Origin of the sequence: Prevotella sp. oral taxon 317 str. F0108 (assembly GCF_000162415.1) — a bacterium.
Lineage (GTDB): Bacteria > Bacteroidota > Bacteroidia > Bacteroidales > Bacteroidaceae > Prevotella > Prevotella conceptionensis.
In genome coordinates this window covers 303758-321840 of sequence record NZ_GG740074.1, presented here as the reverse complement: position 1 = coordinate 321840, position 18083 = coordinate 303758, and the positions used below count along the sequence as shown (strand labels likewise).

At 48.6% G+C, this 18083-nt stretch carries 32 protein-coding genes; 31 read left to right on the top strand and 1 reads right to left on the bottom strand.

Going from position 1 to position 18083, the window contains the following annotated elements; translation table 11 throughout:
* Positions 1 to 2: 2 nt before the first annotated feature.
* The 31 genes from fusA to rplQ all read left to right on the top strand — a co-directional run bounded on the left by fusA (position 3) and on the right by rplQ (position 17585).
* A complete protein-coding gene (gene fusA / locus HMPREF0670_RS10730) occupies positions 3 to 2117 on the top strand; it encodes an elongation factor G (RefSeq protein ID WP_009231176.1) in 2115 nt (704 codons plus the stop codon).
* A 103-nt stretch (positions 2118 to 2220) separates the two neighbouring features.
* Positions 2221 to 2526: a 30S ribosomal protein S10 gene (gene rpsJ / locus HMPREF0670_RS10725; protein WP_009231175.1), complete on the top strand. Its 306-nt coding sequence runs from the start codon at positions 2221 to 2223 to the stop codon at positions 2524 to 2526.
* A 128-nt stretch (positions 2527 to 2654) separates the two neighbouring features.
* Positions 2655 to 3269 (top strand): 50S ribosomal protein L3, encoded by a 615-nt coding sequence (rplC, locus tag HMPREF0670_RS10720; RefSeq protein WP_009231174.1) that lies wholly within the window; start codon positions 2655 to 2657, stop codon positions 3267 to 3269.
* A complete protein-coding gene (gene rplD / locus HMPREF0670_RS10715) occupies positions 3269 to 3898 on the top strand; it encodes a 50S ribosomal protein L4 (RefSeq protein WP_009231173.1) in 630 nt (209 codons plus the stop codon). Before rplC ends, rplD begins: the two co-directional genes overlap by 1 nt.
* A 16-nt stretch (positions 3899 to 3914) precedes the next feature.
* A complete protein-coding gene (gene rplW, locus HMPREF0670_RS10710; protein ID WP_009231172.1) occupies positions 3915 to 4259 on the top strand; it encodes a 50S ribosomal protein L23 in 345 nt (114 codons plus the stop codon).
* An 8-nt stretch (positions 4260 to 4267) separates the two neighbouring features.
* Complete coding sequence (rplB, locus tag HMPREF0670_RS10705) at positions 4268 to 5092, top strand: 50S ribosomal protein L2 (RefSeq protein WP_009231171.1); 825 nt, start codon at positions 4268 to 4270, stop codon at positions 5090 to 5092.
* Positions 5093 to 5106: 14 nt separating this feature from the next.
* Entirely contained in the window at positions 5107 to 5373 is a 267-nt protein-coding gene (gene rpsS / locus HMPREF0670_RS10700) for a 30S ribosomal protein S19 (RefSeq protein WP_009161014.1), read from the top strand.
* Between the two features lie 31 nt (positions 5374 to 5404).
* A complete protein-coding gene (gene rplV / locus HMPREF0670_RS10695) occupies positions 5405 to 5809 on the top strand; it encodes a 50S ribosomal protein L22 (RefSeq protein WP_009231170.1) in 405 nt (134 codons plus the stop codon).
* Between the two features lie 7 nt (positions 5810 to 5816).
* Positions 5817 to 6551, top strand: a complete 735-nt coding sequence (gene rpsC, locus HMPREF0670_RS10690; RefSeq protein ID WP_009231169.1) for a 30S ribosomal protein S3 — start codon at positions 5817 to 5819, stop codon at positions 6549 to 6551.
* A 15-nt stretch (positions 6552 to 6566) separates the two neighbouring features.
* Positions 6567 to 6995 (top strand): 50S ribosomal protein L16, encoded by a 429-nt coding sequence (rplP, locus tag HMPREF0670_RS10685; RefSeq protein WP_009231168.1) that lies wholly within the window; start codon positions 6567 to 6569, stop codon positions 6993 to 6995.
* 3 nt (positions 6996 to 6998) lie between these two features.
* Complete coding sequence (gene rpmC / locus HMPREF0670_RS10680; RefSeq protein WP_009231167.1) at positions 6999 to 7193, top strand: 50S ribosomal protein L29; 195 nt, start codon at positions 6999 to 7001, stop codon at positions 7191 to 7193.
* 13 nt (positions 7194 to 7206) lie between these two features.
* Positions 7207 to 7464 carry a 30S ribosomal protein S17 gene (gene rpsQ / locus HMPREF0670_RS10675; RefSeq protein WP_009231166.1) on the top strand — a complete coding sequence of 86 codons (258 nt, stop codon included), beginning with the start codon at positions 7207 to 7209 and terminating at the stop codon, positions 7462 to 7464.
* Positions 7465 to 7466: 2 nt separating this feature from the next.
* Entirely contained in the window at positions 7467 to 7832 is a 366-nt protein-coding gene (gene rplN, locus HMPREF0670_RS10670) for a 50S ribosomal protein L14 (RefSeq protein ID WP_009231165.1), read from the top strand.
* A 20-nt stretch (positions 7833 to 7852) separates the two neighbouring features.
* Complete coding sequence (gene rplX / locus HMPREF0670_RS10665; protein ID WP_009231164.1) at positions 7853 to 8170, top strand: 50S ribosomal protein L24; 318 nt, start codon at positions 7853 to 7855, stop codon at positions 8168 to 8170.
* A 2-nt stretch (positions 8171 to 8172) separates the two neighbouring features.
* The gene (gene rplE / locus HMPREF0670_RS10660) at positions 8173 to 8727 is read left to right on the top strand and encodes a 50S ribosomal protein L5 (protein ID WP_009231163.1); all 555 of its coding nucleotides are present in this window, start codon (positions 8173 to 8175) and stop codon (positions 8725 to 8727) included.
* A 5-nt stretch (positions 8728 to 8732) separates the two neighbouring features.
* Complete coding sequence (rpsN, locus tag HMPREF0670_RS10655) at positions 8733 to 9035, top strand: 30S ribosomal protein S14 (protein WP_009231162.1); 303 nt, start codon at positions 8733 to 8735, stop codon at positions 9033 to 9035.
* A 148-nt stretch (positions 9036 to 9183) separates the two neighbouring features.
* Complete coding sequence (gene rpsH / locus HMPREF0670_RS10650; RefSeq protein ID WP_009231161.1) at positions 9184 to 9579, top strand: 30S ribosomal protein S8; 396 nt, start codon at positions 9184 to 9186, stop codon at positions 9577 to 9579.
* A gap of 16 nt (positions 9580 to 9595) precedes the next feature.
* Positions 9596 to 10162 carry a 50S ribosomal protein L6 gene (rplF, locus tag HMPREF0670_RS10645; protein WP_009231160.1) on the top strand — a complete coding sequence of 189 codons (567 nt, stop codon included), beginning with the start codon at positions 9596 to 9598 and terminating at the stop codon, positions 10160 to 10162.
* Between the two features lie 18 nt (positions 10163 to 10180).
* Positions 10181 to 10525 carry a 50S ribosomal protein L18 gene (rplR, locus tag HMPREF0670_RS10640; protein WP_009231159.1) on the top strand — a complete coding sequence of 115 codons (345 nt, stop codon included), beginning with the start codon at positions 10181 to 10183 and terminating at the stop codon, positions 10523 to 10525.
* A 6-nt stretch (positions 10526 to 10531) separates the two neighbouring features.
* Positions 10532 to 11044, top strand: a complete 513-nt coding sequence (gene rpsE / locus HMPREF0670_RS10635) for a 30S ribosomal protein S5 (protein WP_009231158.1) — start codon at positions 10532 to 10534, stop codon at positions 11042 to 11044.
* Between the two features lie 11 nt (positions 11045 to 11055).
* On the top strand, positions 11056 to 11232 hold the full coding sequence (gene rpmD / locus HMPREF0670_RS10630; RefSeq protein ID WP_009231157.1) for a 50S ribosomal protein L30: 177 nt from the start codon (positions 11056 to 11058) through the stop codon (positions 11230 to 11232).
* 25 nt (positions 11233 to 11257) lie between these two features.
* Entirely contained in the window at positions 11258 to 11704 is a 447-nt protein-coding gene (gene rplO / locus HMPREF0670_RS10625) for a 50S ribosomal protein L15 (protein WP_009231156.1), read from the top strand.
* Positions 11705 to 11708: 4 nt separating this feature from the next.
* Complete coding sequence (secY, locus tag HMPREF0670_RS10620; protein WP_009231155.1) at positions 11709 to 13052, top strand: preprotein translocase subunit SecY; 1344 nt, start codon at positions 11709 to 11711, stop codon at positions 13050 to 13052.
* A gap of 21 nt (positions 13053 to 13073) precedes the next feature.
* Complete coding sequence (map, locus tag HMPREF0670_RS10615) at positions 13074 to 13862, top strand: type I methionyl aminopeptidase (RefSeq protein ID WP_009231154.1); 789 nt, start codon at positions 13074 to 13076, stop codon at positions 13860 to 13862.
* Positions 13863 to 14053: 191 nt separating this feature from the next.
* On the top strand, positions 14054 to 14272 hold the full coding sequence (infA, locus tag HMPREF0670_RS10610) for a translation initiation factor IF-1 (RefSeq protein ID WP_009160996.1): 219 nt from the start codon (positions 14054 to 14056) through the stop codon (positions 14270 to 14272).
* Positions 14273 to 14285: 13 nt separating this feature from the next.
* Entirely contained in the window at positions 14286 to 14402 is a 117-nt protein-coding gene (rpmJ, locus tag HMPREF0670_RS10605; RefSeq protein ID WP_009231153.1) for a 50S ribosomal protein L36, read from the top strand.
* 36 nt (positions 14403 to 14438) lie between these two features.
* Complete coding sequence (rpsM, locus tag HMPREF0670_RS10600) at positions 14439 to 14819, top strand: 30S ribosomal protein S13 (protein ID WP_009231152.1); 381 nt, start codon at positions 14439 to 14441, stop codon at positions 14817 to 14819.
* Positions 14820 to 14900: 81 nt separating this feature from the next.
* Complete coding sequence (rpsK, locus tag HMPREF0670_RS10595) at positions 14901 to 15287, top strand: 30S ribosomal protein S11 (RefSeq protein WP_009231151.1); 387 nt, start codon at positions 14901 to 14903, stop codon at positions 15285 to 15287.
* Between the two features lie 75 nt (positions 15288 to 15362).
* Complete coding sequence (gene rpsD, locus HMPREF0670_RS10590; protein ID WP_009231150.1) at positions 15363 to 15968, top strand: 30S ribosomal protein S4; 606 nt, start codon at positions 15363 to 15365, stop codon at positions 15966 to 15968.
* Between the two features lie 12 nt (positions 15969 to 15980).
* A complete protein-coding gene (locus HMPREF0670_RS10585) occupies positions 15981 to 16973 on the top strand; it encodes a DNA-directed RNA polymerase subunit alpha (protein WP_009231149.1) in 993 nt (330 codons plus the stop codon).
* Positions 16974 to 17051: 78 nt separating this feature from the next.
* A complete protein-coding gene (rplQ, locus tag HMPREF0670_RS10580; protein WP_044078150.1) occupies positions 17052 to 17585 on the top strand; it encodes a 50S ribosomal protein L17 in 534 nt (177 codons plus the stop codon).
* Between the two features lie 213 nt (positions 17586 to 17798).
* Here the strand turns inward: rplQ and HMPREF0670_RS10575 are convergent.
* A partial coding sequence (locus HMPREF0670_RS10575; RefSeq protein ID WP_044078149.1) for a hypothetical protein occupies positions 17799 to 18083 on the bottom strand: 285 nt, incomplete at its 5' end.

The following is an 18083-nucleotide window of genomic DNA, read 5'->3' as shown; positions in this document are numbered from 1 at the left end:
CAATGGCAAATCGCGATTTACATTTGACTCGTAACATCGGTATCATGGCTCACATTGATGCCGGTAAGACCACAACTTCTGAACGCATCCTTTTCTATACGGGTAAGACCCACAAGATAGGTGAGGTGCACGACGGTGCCGCCACGATGGACTGGATGGCCCAAGAACAGGAGCGTGGTATAACCATTACTTCTGCCGCTACGACGTGTAACTGGAACTATGATAAGAAGTCGTTTAAGATTAACCTTATCGACACTCCGGGTCACGTTGACTTTACCGCCGAGGTGGAACGCTCGCTGCGTGTTCTCGATGGTGCAGTGGCTACCTATTCGGCTGCCGACGGCGTTCAGCCTCAGTCGGAAACCGTATGGCGCCAAGCCGACAAGTACAACGTTCCACGTATTGGATACGTGAACAAGATGGACCGCTCGGGAGCCGACTTCTTTGAGACGGTTCAGCAGATGAAGGACATTTTGGGCGCAAACCCCTGCCCCGTGCAGATACCAATCGGTGCCGAAGAAAACTTCAAAGGTGTTATAGACCTTATCAAGATGAAGGCCATCCTTTGGCACGACGAAACGATGGGTGCCGAATACAGCATTGAAGACATTCCCGCCGACCTCTTGGACGAGGCTAAGGAGTGGCACGACAAGATGGTGGAAAACGCCGCCAACTTCGACGATGCCCTGATGGAGAAGTATCTTGAAGGTATTGAACCTTCTGAAGAAGAACTTATCGCTGCTATCCGTAAGGCTACAATCTCGATGGATCTTACGCCTATGGTATTGGGTTCTTCTTACAAGAACAAAGGTGTGCAACCCCTTTTGGACTATGTTTGCGCATTTTTGCCTTCACCACTAGACACTGTGGCCATCGTAGGTGTTAACCCCAACACCGACGAAGAGGAAGAGCGTAAGCCTTCGGAAGACGCTCCCACATCGGCTTTGGCGTTTAAGATTGCCACCGACCCCTTCATGGGCCGTTTGGTGTTCTTCCGCGTTTATTCGGGTAAGGTAGAGGCCGGTTCGTATGTTTACAATGCTCGTTCGGGTAAGAAAGAGCGTATCAGCCGCTTGTTCCAGATGAACTCTAACAAGGAAATCCCGATGGAAAGCATCGACGCTGGTGATATTGGCGCAGGTGTTGGTTTCAAAGATATTCGCACGGGCGACACGCTTTGCGACGAGAACGCACCCATCGTACTGGAATCGATGACCTTCCCCGATACGGTTATTTCTATCGCCGTTGAACCTAAGAGCCAGGCAGACATTGCCAAGCTTGACAACGGATTGGCTAAGCTGGCCGAAGAAGACCCAACGTTTACCGTTCGTACCGACGAGCAGAGTGGCCAGACCATTATCTCGGGTATGGGTGAGTTGCACTTGGACATCATCATCGACCGCTTGAAGCGCGAGTTTAAGGTGGAATGTAACCAAGGTAAGCCCCAGGTTAACTACAAAGAGGCCATCACCAAGGACGTTACACTTCGCGAAGTTTACAAGAAACAGAGTGGAGGTCGTGGTAAGTTTGCCGACATTATCGTTACCGTTGGTCCTAAGGACGAAGACTACAAGGAGGGCAACTTCCAATTCATCAACGAGGTGAAGGGCGGAAACGTTCCTAAGGAATTCATCCCCTCGGTACAGAAAGGTTTCGAGAGCGCCATGAAGAATGGTGTGCTTGGTGGTTATCCGATGGAGAACTTGAAGGTAACGTTGACCGACGGTTCGTTCCACCCCGTAGACTCAGACCAACTTTCGTTTGAATTGGCAGCCATCAACGCTTATCGCAACGCTTGCCCCAAGGCAGGTCCTGTGCTGATGGAGCCTATCATGAAGGTTGAAGTGGTAACGCCCGAAGAGAACATGGGTGACGTTATCGGCGACTTGAACAAGCGTCGCGGCCAAGTTGAAGGCATGGACGAGGCTCGTAGCGGTGCTCGCATCGTGAAGGCACAAGTGCCATTGGCAGAGATGTTCGGCTATGTTACCGCCCTGCGTACCATCACATCGGGTCGTGCAACAAGCTCGATGGAATACGATCACCACGCACCGCTGTCTAGCTCGATTGCTAAGGCAGTGCTCGAAGAAGTGAAGGGACGCACCGACTTGGTGTAACAACATCGTAAGAACAGAGGAACGGAGCGTTGGTTAGCGAATGACTCTTAACAGGCGTACTTCGTTCCTCTACATAATAATCATTTAAAACAACTTAATCGACATGAGTCAGAAAATTAGAATTAAGCTGAAAAGTTACGACCACAAGTTGGTGGACAAGTCAGCAGAGAAAATCGTAAAGGCTGTTAAGGCCACAGGTGCAATCGTAAGCGGACCCATCCCCTTGCCAACACACAAGCGCATCTTCACCGTTAACCGAAGCACCTTCGTTAACAAGAAGAGCCGCGAACAATTCCAGTTGCAAAACTTCAAACGTCTTATCGACATTTACAGCTCGACGGCTAAGACCGTAGACGCACTGATGAAGCTAGAATTGCCCAGTGGTGTGGAAGTAGAAATCAAGGTGTAGTGAATGGCTTATGAGAGCAAAGCAGGCGCGTTGGCATTTACACTTAACGATGCAGACGCGCAGCAAGCTTGATAAACCTTACAGCTTATAAACGTTTAAACTATTTATTTTATTAATATATTATTGAAATGCCAGGATTAATTGGAAGAAAAATCGGAATGACATCCGTTTTCAGTGCCGACGGTAAAAATGTACCGTGCACTGTTATCGAAGCTGGTCCTTGTGTTGTTACCCAGGTTAAGACCGTAGAGACCGACGGCTACAAGGCTGTTCAGTTGGCTTACGGCGAGGCAAAGAAAAACCGCACCACCAAAGCGATGGCCGGTATCTTTGAAAAGGCAGGAACGACACCGAAGAAGCACTTGGCCGAGTTCAAGTTTGATACGGAATACAACTTGGGTGACACCATCACGGTGGACCTTTTCGAAGGCGCCGAGTTTGTAGACGTAGTAGGAACCTCGAAAGGTAAGGGTTTCCAAGGAGTTGTTAAGCGTCATGGTTTCGGCGGTGTGGGACAAACCACTCACGGACAGGACGACCGCGCTCGCAAACCGGGTTCAATCGGTGCTTGTTCTTACCCTGCAAAGGTGTTCAAGGGCATGCGCATGGGCGGCCAAATGGGAGGTGACAGAGTAACGACTCAGAACCTTAAAGTGTTAAAGGTAATTCCTGAACACAACCTCATCCTTGTGAAAGGTAGTGTTGCCGGATGCAATGGTTCAACCCTTTTAATTAAGAAATAATGGAAGTTAGCGTATTGAATATCAACGGTCAGGAGACCGGAAGGAAAGTTGTGCTCAACGACGCGATTTTCGGCATCGAGCCCAACGACCACGTTCTTTATCTAGACGTGAAGCAGTATCTCGCTAACCAACGCCAAGGCACAGCCAAAACGAAGGAAAGAAGTGAGATGAGCGGTTCGACCCGCAAGCTCGGCCGCCAAAAAGGTGGTGGAGGCGCACGCCGTGGCGACATCAACTCGCCCGTTCTAGTTGGCGGTGCTCGCGTGTTTGGCCCCAAGCCTCGTGATTACAGCTTTAAGCTTAATAAGAAGGTGAAGGTTCTGGCTCGTAAGTCGGCCCTGAGCTACAAGGCAAAAGAAAATGCCATCATCGTGGTTGAAGACTTCGAAATGGCAGCTCCAAAGACAAAAGAATACGTAAATATAGTTAAAAATCTTCAATTGGGAGAGCGTAAGTCTTTGCTTCTTTTGCCAAATGTGAATAAAAATGTATATTTGTCGGCTCGTAATTTGCAACGTTCCGAAGTGATGACCGCCAGCGCCCTCAACGCCTACAAGGTGTTGAACGCCGACGTGCTTGTTATTACTGAGAAATCGTTGGAGGCTATCGACGGAATCTTAAACAAGTAAAAGGAGACAAAAGAAAATGGGATTTATCATAAAACCTATCGTCACCGAGAAGATGACGGCAATTACAGAAAAGTCTTCTCGCGATAAAAGCTACAAGGTAAAGGGAGAGGTTAGGACCAAGGCAGCTACGCCGCGTTATGGTTTCATCGTTCGCCCCGAAGCCAACAAGCTGCAGATTAAGAGCGAAATCGAGAACTTGTATAATGTTACGGTGTTGGACGTAAACACTATGCGTTATGCAGGCAAGCGTTCGAGCCGTTATACGCGCGCCGGCCTCGTGAGAGGACAGAAGAGCGCTTACAAGAAGGCTATCGTCACCTTGAAGGCTGGCGACGAAATTGATTTTTACAGCAATATTTAAAATAAGAAATGGCAGTACGTAAGTTTAAACCGGTAACCCCGGGACAAAGACACAAGATTATTGGCACGTTCGAGGAGATTACTGCATCCGTGCCAGAGAAGTCTCTCGTTTACGGAAAACGCTCAACTGGTGGTCGAAACAACACCGGTAAGATGACCGTTCGCTATATGGGCGGCGGCCATAAGAAGAAGTATCGTGTAATCGACTTTAAGCGAGAGAAGGATGGTGTTCCCGCCGTAGTGAAGACAATCGAATACGATCCGAACCGTTCGGCTCGTATCGCCTTGTTGTATTATGCTGACGGCGAAAAACGTTACATTATTGCTCCCAATGGACTGCAAGTGGGCTCCACGTTGTTGTCGGGTGCGGAGGCGGCTCCTGAGATTGGAAACGCCATCCCCTTGGCAAACATCCCCGTAGGTACCGTAATTCACAACATTGAATTGCGCCCCGGACAAGGAGCTCTGTTGGTTCGTTCGGCTGGTAATTTTGCTCAGTTGACTTCTCGTGAGGGCAGTTATTGTGTTATTAAGCTTCCTTCAGGCGAGACCCGCAAGGTTCTCTCCGCTTGTAAGGCTACCGTGGGTAGTGTAGGCAACTCTGACCACGCCTTGGAACAGTCTGGTAAGGCAGGCCGTTCTCGCTGGTTGGGACGTCGTCCTCACAACCGTGGTGTTGTTATGAACCCTGTAGATCACCCCATGGGTGGTGGCGAAGGCCGTCAGAGCGGTGGACACCCACGCTCGCGCAAGGGCTTGTATGCTAAGGGTCTGAAGACACGCGCACCCAAAAAGCAGTCTAACAAGTATATCATTGAAAGAGCTAAAAAATAATTAAAGAGTAAATTATGAGTCGTTCATTAAAAAAAGGACCATATATCAACGTATCACTCGAGAAGAAAATTCTGGCCATGAACGAAAGTGGCAAGAAGAGTGTCGTTAAGACATGGGCTAGGGCATCGATGATTTCCCCCGACTTCGTGGGTCATACGGTGGCAGTTCATAACGGAAACAAATTCATCCCTGTCTACATTACCGAGAACATGGTTGGCCACAAGCTGGGCGAGTTTTCTCCCACGCGTCGTTTTGGCGGCCACTCTGGTAACAGGAAGTAAAGGGACAACCATTTAAATTATAGGAATAATAATGGGAGCAAGAAAACATATAGCGGCCGAAAAGATGAAGGAGGCCCGTAAAAATTTGTATTTTGCCAAGCTCAAAGGCGTTCCTTCTTCCCCACGTAAGATGCGCTACGTTGTAGACATGATACGCGGAATGGAGGTTAACCGTGCTCTGGGCGTGCTCAGGTTTTCCAAAAAGCAGGCAGCTGCCGACGTAGAGAAACTGTTGCGTTCGGCTGTGGCCAACTGGGAAACGAAAAACGACCGCAAGGCTGACGAAGGAGAACTTTACATAAGCAAGGTGTTTGTTGACGAGGGCGTGACGATGAAGCGCATGATACCGGCCCCCCAAGGGCGCGGTTATCGCATCCGCAAGCGTTCGAACCACGTTACTCTGTTTGTTGACGCCAAAACTAACGACGAAAAATAAATAGATAATGGGACAGAAAGTTAATCCGATAAGCAACCGTCTAGGTATTATCCGTGGTTGGGATTCAAATTGGTTTGGTGGAAAGAACTTCGGCGACAACATCGTTGAGGACATGAAGATACGTAAGTATCTCAACGAGCGCTTGGCTAAGGCCAACGTTTCGCGCATCGTCATCGAGCGTACGCTGAAGCTGGTTACCATCACCATTTGCACAGCCCGCCCCGGTATCGTCATTGGTAAAGGTGGACAAGACGTTGACAAGCTCAAAGAAGAGCTTAAGAAACTCTATAAGAAGGATATCCAGATCAATATCTTCGAGGTGAAGAGGCCTGATCTAGACGCCACAATTGTTGCGAACAACATCGCTCGCCAGGTAGAGGGTAAGATTGCTTACCGCCGTGCTATCAAGATGGCCGTTCAAAACACGATGCGTGCTGGTGCCGAGGGTATCAAAGTTCAAATCACAGGACGTCTCAACGGTGCCGAAATGGCCCGTAAGGAAATGTATAAGGAAGGCCGTACGCCGCTCCATACTTTCCGTGCAGACATCGATTACTGCCAAGCAGAGGCGCTGACCAAGGTTGGTCTTCTGGGTATTAAGGTGTGGATTTGCCGTGGCGAAGTTTACGGCGACCGCGATCTCACGCCTAACTTTACTCAGGACAAGCAGAGTGGTGGCCGTTCTAATAACGCTGGTGGCCGTTCGGGCCGCGGTAATCGTAAGAGAAACAATAACCGCTAAAAGTAAGAAGTTATTATGTTACAGCCCAAAAGAGTAAGATATAGAAGACCACAAGACGGCCGCGGCAACAAAGGCAATGCCAGCCGTGGTACGCAATTGGCGTTCGGCTCGTTCGGCATCAAGACCCTTGAGGCCAAATGGATAGACAGCCGCCAGATTGAAGCAGCACGTGTGGCCGTGAACAGATATATGCAACGCGAAGGCCAGGTTTGGATTCGCATCTTCCCCGACAAACCCATCACCCGCAAGCCCGCCGACGTGCGTATGGGTAAGGGTAAGGGAGATCCCGCTGGATGGGTGGCACCCGTCACTCCCGGCCGCATCCTCTTCGAAGTGGAAGGCGTAAGTTTCGACATCGCCAAAGAGGCTTTGCGCCTTGCGGCACAGAAACTGCCCGTTAAAACCAAGTTTGTTGTTAGACGTGATTACGATAAAAACGCTTAAGATATGAAGATGAAAGAACTGAAAGAACTCGAGACCAAGGACTTGGCCGAGAAGCTGGAGAATGCTGTGGCAGCTTACGACCAGATGAAGCTCAACCATAACATCACCCCGCTTGAAAATCCATCGCAGATCAAGAGCGCTCGTCGCGACATCGCTCGCATGAAGACGGAACTTCGTCAGAGAGAACTTAACAAATAATAATGGTCCACAGATGGAAACAAGAAATTTAAGAAAAGTAAGACAGGGTGTTGTCTTGAGCAACAAGATGGATAAAACCATTGTTATTGCAGCTAAGTTCAAAGAGAAACACCCGATATATGGTAAGTTCGTTCAGAAAACGAAGAAGTACCATGTTCATGACGAGAAGAACGAAGCCAACATCGGCGACACGGTTCTTATCATGGAAACCCGTCCTTTGAGCAAAACGAAGCGATGGAGATTAGTTCAAATAATTGAAAAGGCTAAGTAATTATGATACAAGCAGAATCAAGACTTACAGTATGTGATAACAGCGGTGCGCGCGAGGCTCTTTGCATTCGCGTATTGGGTGGAACCCGCCGCCGTTACGCTAGCGTGGGCGACGTGATTGTCGTTTCTGTCAAGAACGTTATCCCTTCAAGTGATTTGAAGAAAGGTGCGGTATCAAAGGCCCTGATTGTTCGTACGAAGAAAGAGATTCGTCGTGCCGACGGTTCTTACATTCGTTTCGACGACAACGCCTGTGTGTTGCTCAACAACGCCGGCGAAATTCGTGGTAGCCGTATCTTCGGCCCCGTTGCTCGCGAGCTTCGCGCCGTTAACATGAAGGTGGTTTCTTTGGCCCCTGAGGTTCTTTAATATTTAATAAACAGAAAGTAATGAGTAAGTTACATATTAGAAAAGGTGACGAGGTTATCGTTCTGGCCGGAGACGACAAGGGCCGGAAGGGTAAGGTGCTCAAAGTCTTGGTGGCTAAGCAGCGCGCCCTCGTTGAAGGCGTGAACATGGTCTCCAAGAGCATGAAGCCTTCTGCAAAGAACCCCCAAGGTGGTATCGTTAAGCAGGAAGCACCCATCCACGTCTCGAATTTGAGTTTGATTGACCCTAAGAGTGGCAAGGCTACTCGTGTAGGAATGAAGAGAACCGACGACGGCAAGAAAGTGCGTGTCGCCAAGAAAAGCGGGGAGGTGATTTAATAATGAATACAGCACAATTAAAGAAGGTTTACGCCGAGACTATCGCCCCGGCATTGCAAAAGCAGTTCAACTATTCTTCTTCCATGCAGGTTCCTGTCTTGAAGAAAATCGTTATCAACCAAGGGTTGGGCGACGCTACGCAAGACAAGAAGATTATCGAGGTGGCCATCAACGAGATTACCGCCATCACGGGTCAGAAGGCTGTTGCAACGTATTCGAAGAAAGACATCGCCAACTTCAAACTCCGCAAGAAGATGCCCATCGGTGTGATGGTTACCCTTCGTCGCGAGAGAATGTACGAGTTCTTAGAGAAACTCATCCGCGTGTCGTTGCCTCGTATCCGCGACTTCAAGGGTATCGAGAGCAAGTTCGACGGTCGTGGCAACTATACGCTCGGTATTTCCGAACAGATTATCTTCCCTGAAATCAACATCGACGGCATCGACCGCATTCAGGGTATGAACATCACGTTCGTTACCACTGCCAACACCGACGAAGAGGGATACGCTTTGTTGAAGGCATTCGGCCTTCCTTTCAAGAACGCTAAAAACGATTAAGCAATATGGCAAAAGAATCAATGAAAGCCCGCGAGGTGAAACGTGCCAAGCTCGTTGCCCGTTACGCCGAGAAGCGTGCTGCTCTGAAAAAGATTATCGCTACTTCTGAGGATTACGCCGAAGCTTACGAGGCAGCTCGCAAGTTGCAGTCGATTCCCAAGAACGCCAACCCCATCCGCCTGCACAATCGCTGCAAGATTACTGGCCGCCCCAAAGGCTACATTCGCCAGTTCGGTCTGTCGCGTATCCAGTTCCGCGAGATGGCTTCGGCCGGACTTATCCCCGGCGTGAAGAAGGCAAGCTGGTAATCACGGAGCAAGATGAAAGTTTACGATTAGTGGCGGGGCGTTGTCCCATGTGGCTGATGGCTTGTCGCTAATCCTAACCTTCCATCTGCAAACAAGAAAATCATTTAATATTGTCGGGAAAGTCCCGATCAATTAAACATTTTATAATATGACAGATCCAATAGCAGATTATCTGACCAGACTTAGGAACGCAATCATGGCGCACCATCGCGTGGTTGAAGTTCCTGCGTCTAATTTGAAGAAAGAGATCACCAAGATTCTCTTCGAAAAGGGTTATATCCTGAACTACAAGTTCGTGGAAGACGGCCCCCAAGGTTCAATCAAGGTTGCCTTGAAGTACGACCCCGTGACAAAGGCCAACGCCATCACGAGCCTGAAACGTGTCTCTACTCCCGGTTTGCGCCAGTACACCGGCTATAAAGACATGCCGAGAGTAATTAACGGATTAGGTATCGCCATCTTATCTACATCCCAAGGTGTAATGACTAACAAAGAGGCTGCCGCCTTGAAGATTGGTGGCGAGGTGCTTTGCTACGTTTATTAATAAGGAGGGTATAAGTATGTCAAGAATAGGTAAATTGCCAATCAGCATCCCCGCGGGTGTTACCGTTACTCAGGCCAACGGCGTAGTTACCGTTAAAGGTCCCAAGGGCGAGTTGTCGCAACATGTCGACTCTTCCATCAAGGTGAACATTGAAGATGGTCAGATTGTCTTCGAAGTAGATGAAAACAGCCCCGTAAACATTAAGCAGAAACAAGCATTCCACGGCTTGTATCGTTCGTTGGTTCACAACATGGTTGTTGGCGTAAGCGAAGGTTACACCAAGGTGTTGGAACTTGTCGGCGTAGGTTATCGCGTATCCAACCAAGGCAACCTCATCGAGTTCTCCTTGGGTTACACGCACCCCATCTTCATTCAGCTCCCTGCCGAAGTGAAGGTAGAAACCAAGTCGGAAAGAAACCAAAACCCCTTGTTGATTTTGGAGTCTTGCGACAAGCAGTTGCTGGGTCTCATCTGCGCTAAAATTCGTTCTTTCCGCAAGCCCGAACCTTATAAGGGTAAAGGTATCTTGTTCAAGGGTGAGGTTATTCGCAGGAAGTCTGGTAAGACGGCCTCAGCTAAGTAACTTTAAATTTAGACGATTATGACAACAAAGAAAGTAGAAAGACGAATTAAAATCAAATATAGAATTCGCAAGAGCGTTAACGGTACTGCCGAGCGTCCCCGCATGAGCGTGTTCCGTTCGAACAAGCAGATTTACGTTCAGATTATCAACGACATCACCGGCACCACCCTTGCCTCTGCCTCTTCGCTGGGTATGGAAGCTATGCCTAAGAAAGAACAGGCACAGAAGGTAGGCGAACTTGTTGCCCAAAAGGCACAGGCTGCTGGCATCACCGCCGTTGTATTCGACCGTAACGGCTACCTCTATCACGGCCGTGTGAAAGAATTGGCTGATGCAGCCCGCAAAGGTGGACTTAATTTTTAAACGATTATGGCAATGAATAAAGTAAGAGTGAATAGTGACGCAGAATTGAAAGACCGCTTGGTTGCCATCAACCGTGTTACCAAGGTAACAAAGGGTGGTCGTACCTTTACGTTCGCTGCTATTGTCGTTGTGGGTGATGGCAATGGCGTTATCGGTTACGGTCTGGGTAAGGCCGGCGAAGTAACAACGGCTATCGCCAAGGGCGTTGAGTCTGCAAAGAAAAACTTGGTTAAGGTTCCCGTACTCAAAGGCACCGTTCCCCACGAAGTGGAAACTTCGTACGGTGGAGCACAGGTATTGCTTAAACCAGCTGCTGCCGGTACCGGTTTGAAGGCTGGTGGTGCTATGCGTGCCGTGCTCGAGAGCTGTGGCATCACCGACGTGATTGCCAAGTCGAAGGGTTCTTCCAACCCCCACAACCTGGTGAAGGCCACCATCGAGGCACTCAGCCTCATGCGCGACGCCTATACCATCGCCGGTGTTCGTGGTATCAGTATGGACAAAGTTTTTAACGGATAAGGAGCAACATCATGGCAACGATTAAAATCAAACAAGTAAAGAGTAAGATTGGTTACCCCATCGACCAGAAGCGTACGCTCCAGTGTCTGGGACTTCGCAAGATTTCTCAGGTTGTTGAAGTGGAAGACACTCCCAGCATCCGCGGTATGATTAGAAAGGTTCACCATCTGGTAACCGTAGTTGAATAACAAACTTAGTCAAATTAGCACATTTATGAAATTACATAATTTGAAACCGGCTGCTGGTTCCACTTATTCACGTCGTCGTATCGGTCGCGGCCCAGGTTCGGGCTTGGGCGGAACGTCTACCCGTGGACACAAGGGTGCCAAGTCGCGCTCCGGTTATAAGAGGAAGATTGGTTTTGAAGGTGGACAGATGCCGTTGCAACGCCGCGTGCCGAAGTCGGGCTTCAAGAACATCAATCACAAGGAGTATTTCCCCGTTAACCTTTCAACACTTCAGGCTTTGGCCGAGAAGAAGGGGTTGACCAAAATCGGTGTTGCCGAACTCAAAGAGGCTGGCCTGTTCAATGGCAAGTTGCTCGTGAAGGTTCTTGGCAACGGCCAAATCAAGGCCGCCCTCACTGTTGAAGCTAACGCATTCTCCAAGTCTGCCGAAGAGGCCATCAAGGCAGCAGGAGGTAACACTACTTTAATCTAAGACAATGAAAAAGTTTATCGAGGCACTAAAGAACTGTTGGAAAGTTGAGGACCTGCGTCAGCGTCTCCTCATCACCATTCTATTTGTAGCTATTTATCGTTTTGGATCGTTTGTAGTACTTCCCGGTATCAACCCGTCCCAGCTCGACACACTACAAAAGCAGACCTCTGGTGGCTTGATGTCGCTTTTGGATATGTTTTCCGGTGGTGCATTCTCCAACGCCTCTATCTTCGCGTTGGGAATCATGCCTTACATCTCAGCCTCCATCGTGATGCAGCTTTTGGCCGTGGCAGTGCCATATTTCCAGAAGATGCAGCGTGAAGGCGAGAGTGGACGGAAGAAAATAAACTGGTACACGCGTGCTCTGACGGTAGTTATTCTACTGTTTCAGGCACCGTCGTACCTTATCAACCTAAAGATGCAGGCCGAGGGTGCCTTGGCCTCTGGCATCTCATGGTCGGTGTTTATGATTCCTGCCACCATCATACTTGCAGCAGGTAGTATGTTCGTTCTATGGTTGGGCGAGCGTATCACCGACAAGGGAGTAGGAAACGGTATCTCATTGATTATTATGGTTGGCATCATCGCCCGCTTGCCACAGGCTTTCATCCAGGAAGCGGGTTCGCGCCTAGAAGCAATCGCAGGTGGCGGTCTTGTCATGTTCATCGTCGAGATACTCGTTCTCTATGCCATCGTTTGTGCCGCAATACTTTTGGTACAAGGCACACGTAAGGTTCCCGTGCAATATGCCAAGCGCGTAGTTGGCAATAAGCAATACGGCGGCGCACGTCAGTATGTGCCCCTCAAGCTTTTCGCAGCCAACGTTATGCCTATCATCTTTGCACAGGCCTTGATGTTCATTCCCTTGGCTCTTGTGAAATACCAATCCGAGAATGCAAGCTATGTGGTACAGTCGCTGATGGACAACCGCTCTTTGCTGTATAACATCATCTATGTGACGCTCATCATCGCGTTCACCTATTTCTATACGGCAATCACGCTCAACCCCACTCAGATGGCTGAAGACATGAAACGCAACAACGGTTTCATACCAGGCATTAAGCCAGGAAAAGACACGGCCGACTACATCGACACGGTGATGTCGCGTCTCACTCTTCCCGGTTCTCTGTTTATCGCGTTCATCGCCGTGATGCCCGCGTTGGCCGGATTGCTCAACGTGCAACAAGGTTTCTCGCAATTCTTCGGCGGAACTTCGTTGCTCATTCTCGTGGGTGTGGTTATCGACACCTTGCAGCAGATAGAGAGCTATCTCATGATGCGCCATTATGATGGGTTGCTCAATTCGGGCCATACCCGTAACGCCGCAGGCGTGCCTTCGGCTTATTGATTTGCCTTGTGAACTTCGCAAATGAAGGTTTATCTCAAGACTGAAGATGAAATCGAGCTGATGCGCCAGGCCAACCAACTCGTTGGTAAAACCTTGGCAGAATTGGCCAAACATATTGTTCCGGGCGTAACGACCCTCCAATTGGACAAGATAGCGGACGAGTTCATCCGCGATCATGGGGCCATCCCCACGTTCAAGAACTTTCCCAATCCTTTTGGAGGGCCTTTCCCCGCGAGCATCTGCACCTCGGTTAACGAGGTTGTGGTGCACGGCGTGCCTAGTGAAAAGACGGTGTTGAAAGACGGAGATATTATTTCCGTCGATTGTGGCACACTTCTTGCTGGGTATAATGGTGACAGTTGTTACACGTTTTGTGTCGGAAATGTGGCACAAAATGTCAGAGATTTCCTCTCTGTGACACGAAAGTCGCTGTATCTTGCCATCGAGGCTGCCGTTGCTGGCAACCATCTTGGCGACATTGGCCATGCCGTGCAATCGTTTTGCGAGAGCTACGGGTATGGCATTGTGCGCGAACTAACCGGCCACGGCATCGGCCGCGAAATGCACGAAGAACCCAAAGTGCCCAATTATGGCAGTCGCGGAAGCGGCATGATGCTTAAAGAAGGCATGTGTATCGCCATCGAGCCGATGGTTACGATGGGCGATCGTCGCATAGGGCTCTTGCCCGACAAATGGTCTATCCGCACCATCGACGGCAGTTGGGCCGCTCATTACGAGCATACCATCGCCATCAGGAAAGGTAAGGCCGAGATTTTATCATCATTCGAAGAAATAGAACGTTTTCGTTAAGCCAAATGAACAATGTCGAGCTTGCTCGGACATTGTCATGGCGAGAAAACGCACTTTTCGAGAAACGAAAAAGAACGTTTCGTTCAGCCCGACATGCAATGACAGGCTTGCTTGAAAATTGCCCCGTGGTTACCAGACGAACTGTTCGAGAAACGAGAAAAGAACTTACAGATAAAGCAAAGAGTTAATTTATGGCAAAACAATCTGCTATTGAGCAAGATGGAACAATTGTAGAAGCATTGTCTAACGCGATGTTTCGCGTGGAGCTTGAGAATGGTTGCCCCATAACGGCCCACATATCAGGAAAGATGAGGATGCACTACATCAAGATACTGCCTGGCGATAAGGTAAAGGTGGAGATGAGCCCCTACGACCTTACCAAGGGTAGGATTGTGTTTAGATACAAATAATTCAATTTAGAATATGAAGACAAGAGCATCGTTGAAGAAACGTACAGCCGACTGCAAGATTGTTCGTCGTAAAGGTCGCTTGTTCGTTATCAACAAGAAGAACCCTAAGTACAAGACGCGTCAGGGTTAAACATTTAATCATTATCAAATCATTTATCATTAACAAATGGCAATAAGAATTGTTGGAGTAGATTTGCCCCAAAACAAGCGTGGCGAAATCGCATTGACTTATATCTATGGTATAGGTCGAAGTAGTTCAGCAAAGATATTGGACAAGGCTGGTGTGAACCGTGACCTGAAAGTCAGCGAATGGACTGACGACCAGGCAGCCAAAATCCGTGAAATTATCGGCGCTGAATTCAAAGTTGAAGGTGATCTCCGTTCGGAGATTCAATTGAACATCAAGCGTCTCATGGACATTGGTTGTTATCGTGGAGTACGTCATCGTAACGGTCTTCCCGTTCGCGGCCAGAGCACCAAGAACAATGCTCGCACCCGTAAAGGAAAGAAAAAGACTGTTGCTAACAAGAAGAAGGCTACGAAGTAATATTTAGTTGGAAGTTGAAAGGCGGGGCTTGCCCCGATGCTTAAAACTCGAAACTTGAAACTTTTAAACTAAAAAGAAATTATGGCAAAGAAAATAGCAACAAAGAAGAGAAACGTCAGGGTAGACGCTCTTGGACAACTTCATGTTCATAGCTCATTCAATAACATCATTGTGTCTTTGGCTAACAGCGAAGGTCAGGTAATATCTTGGTCGTCGGCTGGTAAGATGGGATTCCGTGGTTCTAAGAAGAACACTCCCTATGCAGCCCAAATGGCAGCCGAAGATTGCGCCAAGGTGGCATTCGACCTCGGCCTCCGTAAGGTGAAAGCCTACGTTAAGGGTCCAGGCAACGGCCGCGAAAGTGCCATCCGTGCCGTGCACGGTGCAGGTATCGAAGTAACCGAGATTATCGACGTTACACCGCTGCCCCACAATGGGTGTCGTCCTCCCAAGCGTCGCCGCGTATAACACGCACCTTTCCCAACGCTTGCACCCTGTGGCAGGCAACAAAGATACACAAACAAAAAAGTTATAAAATAGAAAATGGCTAGATACATAGGTCCGAAATCTAAAATTGCTCGTCGTTTTGGTGAACCCATCTTCGGCGCAGACAAAGTTTTGTCCAAGAGAAACTTCCCTCCTGGACAGCATGGCAACAACCGTCGTAGGAAAACTTCCGAGTACGGCGCCATGTTGGCAGAGAAGCAAAAGGCTAAATACACTTACGGCGTGTTGGAACGTCAGTTCCGCAACATGTTCGAGAAGGCAGCTAAGGCTAGCGGCATCACCGGCGAGGTGCTGTTGCAAAACCTCGAAAGTCGTCTCGATAACGTAGTGTTCCGTCTTGGTCTGGCTCCTACCCGTGCAGCCGCACGCCAGCTCGTTGGCCACAAGCATATCGTGGTAGACGGCAAGGTAGTAAACATTCCTTCTTATTCAGTGAAAGCCGGCCAAGTTGTCGGCGTGCGCGAGAAAGCTAAGTCGCTCGAAGTTATCGAGGCTGCCTTGGCTGGTTTCAACCACAGCAAGTACCCCTGGATTGAGTGGGACGACGCTTCAAAGAGCGGTAAGTTCCTGCACAAGCCCGAGCGTGCCGACATTCCTGAGAACATTAAGGAACAGTTAATCGTTGAGTTGTACTCTAAATAAATCATTGAATTAATGGCGATATTAGCATTTCAAAAACCTGATAAAGTTGTAATGTTGGAGGCCAACGACAAATTCGGTCGTTTCGAATTTCGTCCACTTGAGCCTGGGTTCGGCGTTACCATCGGTAACTCCCTCCGCCGCATTCTCCTTTCATCGCTTGAAGGTTTCTCCATCAATACCGTGCGCATCGCCGGTGTTGAGCACGAGTTCTCTTCTGTGCCTGGTGTAAAGGAAGATGTGACCAACATTATCTTGAATTTGAAACAAGTAAGATTCAAGCAAGTAGTAGAAGAATTCGAGAACGAGAAAGTTAGTATCACGGTTGAGAACACCACTGAGTTCAAAGCTGGTGACATTGGCAAGTATCTGACTGGATTTGAAGTGTTAAACCCCGATTTGGTGATTTGTCATTTAGATGCCAAAGCTTCATTGCAGATTGATCTCACCATTAACAAAGGACGTGGCTACGTGCCTGCCGATGAAAATCGTGAGTTCTGCACCGATGTGAATGTAATTCCTATCGATTCCATTTACACCCCAATCCGTAACGTGCGCTATTCGGTTGAGCCTTATCGTGTTGAACAAAAAACCGACTACGATAAGCTCGTTATCGACGTAACGACGGACGGCTCCATCAGTCCCAAAGACGCACTGAAAGAGGCCGCTAAAATCCTCATCTATCACTTTATGCTCTTCTCCGACGAGAAAATCGCCGTTGAGAACCAAGACGTTGACACCAACGAAGAGTTTGACGAGGAAGTGCTGCACATGCGTCAGCTGCTTAAAACCAAGCTTGTGGACATGAACCTCAGCGTTCGCGCCCTCAACTGTCTCAAAGCAGCCGATGTGGAAACACTGGGCGACCTTGTGCAATACAACAAGACCGACCTCTTGAAGTTCCGCAACTTTGGTAAGAAATCGCTCACAGAGCTTGATGATTTGCTCTTGGGTCTGAATCTGTCTTTTGGAACCGACATTTCAAAGTATAAACTGGACAGGGACTAAACCACAGCGCGAGTGGGTGCGGGCCAACAGCCTTCACCCACGCAGCTGTTACCCCTCCGCTATTTAAGAAAAATAAAAATGAGACATAATAAGAAATTCAACCACCTGGGTCGTACTGCACCTCACCGCAATGCCATGCTTGCTAACATGGCCATTTCGCTGATTATGCACAAAAGAATCACTACGACTCTCGCCAAGGCAAAAGCCTTGAAGAAATATGTAGAACCGCTTATCACACGTTCAAAGGAAGATACCACCAACTCGCGTCGTGTGGTTTTCCGCTACTTGCAAAACAAGTATGCCGTTACCGAACTGTTCAAAGTGGTTGCTGCTAAGGTGGGAGACCGTCCCGGTGGCTATACCCGTGTCATCCGACTGGGTTTCCGTAAGGGCGATGCCGCTGAAATAGCGTTCATCGAACTGGTTGACTTCGACGAGAACATGGCCAAGACGCCTAAGGCAGAGGCTAAGAAAACACGTCGTAGCCGCAAGAGCACCAAGGCCGAAGGCGAAACCGCTGCCGCCGAAGTTGCTCAACCCGTTGCCGAAGAAGCTCCTAAGGCTGAAGAGGCTCCCAAGGCAGAAGCTACCGAAGAAGCAAAGGCTGAATAAACAACAGTTATCGACTTATAAATTAAACGTCTCTATCCGTGAGGGTAGGGGCGTTTTTTTGTGAACTTTCTGCTACGCAACTAAGCGGATGAAACAACCTTATAATAGGTGATAGGCTCACTTGAATGCAATAAGGAGATTGATAGTGTTCAATTGTCTATCAGACAAATAAGCATTCTTGCAAAGCGGGAGATCATCGTTCATGTGTGCATTTTAAACCGATGCGAGCAAACTATTTCCGTTGGTGAACAGCCTTTTCTTGATTTCTACACTGCAAACGGCAGATGTAAACGATACGAAGAGAAACTGGCAGATGGGGCCGTTGTTTCGTATAATGCTATCGGTTTTGATGTCTTGCCGCGAGAAATGCTTATAAAGGTCTACACAATAGCCATTGATGCCGAAGTTGTAGAAGGCCGAAAATGCAAGTTGTCCATACCATGTATCATAAGTGGCAAACAACTTATGGCCAACTTGGTATTGCAGTTCAGATAATTT

Bases quoted from the DNA above. Each gene is read 5' to 3' on its own strand.
- rplO (WP_009231156.1), top strand. From the start codon at position 11,258: ATGAAATTACATAATTTGAAACCGGCTGCTGGTTCCACTTATTCACGT.
- rpmD (WP_009231157.1), top strand. From the start codon at position 11,056: ATGGCAACGATTAAAATCAAACAAGTAAAGAGTAAGATTGGTTACCCC.
- rplB (WP_009231171.1), top strand. From the start codon at position 4,268: ATGGCAGTACGTAAGTTTAAACCGGTAACCCCGGGACAAAGACACAAG.
- rpsE (WP_009231158.1), top strand. From the start codon at position 10,532: ATGGCAATGAATAAAGTAAGAGTGAATAGTGACGCAGAATTGAAAGAC.
- rplD (WP_009231173.1), top strand. From the start codon at position 3,269: ATGGAAGTTAGCGTATTGAATATCAACGGTCAGGAGACCGGAAGGAAA.
- rplX (WP_009231164.1), top strand. From the start codon at position 7,853: ATGAGTAAGTTACATATTAGAAAAGGTGACGAGGTTATCGTTCTGGCC.
- rplE (WP_009231163.1), top strand. From the start codon at position 8,173: ATGAATACAGCACAATTAAAGAAGGTTTACGCCGAGACTATCGCCCCG.
- rpsS (WP_009161014.1), top strand. From the start codon at position 5,107: ATGAGTCGTTCATTAAAAAAAGGACCATATATCAACGTATCACTCGAG.
- rpsH (WP_009231161.1), top strand. From the start codon at position 9,184: ATGACAGATCCAATAGCAGATTATCTGACCAGACTTAGGAACGCAATC.
- secY (WP_009231155.1), top strand. From the start codon at position 11,709: ATGAAAAAGTTTATCGAGGCACTAAAGAACTGTTGGAAAGTTGAGGAC.
- rplF (WP_009231160.1), top strand. From the start codon at position 9,596: ATGTCAAGAATAGGTAAATTGCCAATCAGCATCCCCGCGGGTGTTACC.
- rplN (WP_009231165.1), top strand. From the start codon at position 7,467: ATGATACAAGCAGAATCAAGACTTACAGTATGTGATAACAGCGGTGCG.
- rplP (WP_009231168.1), top strand. From the start codon at position 6,567: ATGTTACAGCCCAAAAGAGTAAGATATAGAAGACCACAAGACGGCCGC.
- rpsC (WP_009231169.1), top strand. From the start codon at position 5,817: ATGGGACAGAAAGTTAATCCGATAAGCAACCGTCTAGGTATTATCCGT.
- rpsK (WP_009231151.1), top strand. From the start codon at position 14,901: ATGGCAAAGAAAATAGCAACAAAGAAGAGAAACGTCAGGGTAGACGCT.
- rpsM (WP_009231152.1), top strand. From the start codon at position 14,439: ATGGCAATAAGAATTGTTGGAGTAGATTTGCCCCAAAACAAGCGTGGC.
- rpsJ (WP_009231175.1), top strand. From the start codon at position 2,221: ATGAGTCAGAAAATTAGAATTAAGCTGAAAAGTTACGACCACAAGTTG.
- rplR (WP_009231159.1), top strand. From the start codon at position 10,181: ATGACAACAAAGAAAGTAGAAAGACGAATTAAAATCAAATATAGAATT.
- infA (WP_009160996.1), top strand. From the start codon at position 14,054: ATGGCAAAACAATCTGCTATTGAGCAAGATGGAACAATTGTAGAAGCA.
- rpsD (WP_009231150.1), top strand. From the start codon at position 15,363: ATGGCTAGATACATAGGTCCGAAATCTAAAATTGCTCGTCGTTTTGGT.
- rpsQ (WP_009231166.1), top strand. From the start codon at position 7,207: ATGGAAACAAGAAATTTAAGAAAAGTAAGACAGGGTGTTGTCTTGAGC.
- rpmJ (WP_009231153.1), top strand. From the start codon at position 14,286: ATGAAGACAAGAGCATCGTTGAAGAAACGTACAGCCGACTGCAAGATT.
- HMPREF0670_RS10585 (WP_009231149.1), top strand. From the start codon at position 15,981: ATGGCGATATTAGCATTTCAAAAACCTGATAAAGTTGTAATGTTGGAG.
- rplV (WP_009231170.1), top strand. From the start codon at position 5,405: ATGGGAGCAAGAAAACATATAGCGGCCGAAAAGATGAAGGAGGCCCGT.
- rplW (WP_009231172.1), top strand. From the start codon at position 3,915: ATGGGATTTATCATAAAACCTATCGTCACCGAGAAGATGACGGCAATT.
- map (WP_009231154.1), top strand. From the start codon at position 13,074: ATGAAGGTTTATCTCAAGACTGAAGATGAAATCGAGCTGATGCGCCAG.
- rplC (WP_009231174.1), top strand. From the start codon at position 2,655: ATGCCAGGATTAATTGGAAGAAAAATCGGAATGACATCCGTTTTCAGT.
- rpsN (WP_009231162.1), top strand. From the start codon at position 8,733: ATGGCAAAAGAATCAATGAAAGCCCGCGAGGTGAAACGTGCCAAGCTC.
- rpmC (WP_009231167.1), top strand. From the start codon at position 6,999: ATGAAGATGAAAGAACTGAAAGAACTCGAGACCAAGGACTTGGCCGAG.
- rplQ (WP_044078150.1), top strand. From the start codon at position 17,052: ATGAGACATAATAAGAAATTCAACCACCTGGGTCGTACTGCACCTCAC.
- fusA (WP_009231176.1), top strand. From the start codon at position 3: ATGGCAAATCGCGATTTACATTTGACTCGTAACATCGGTATCATGGCT.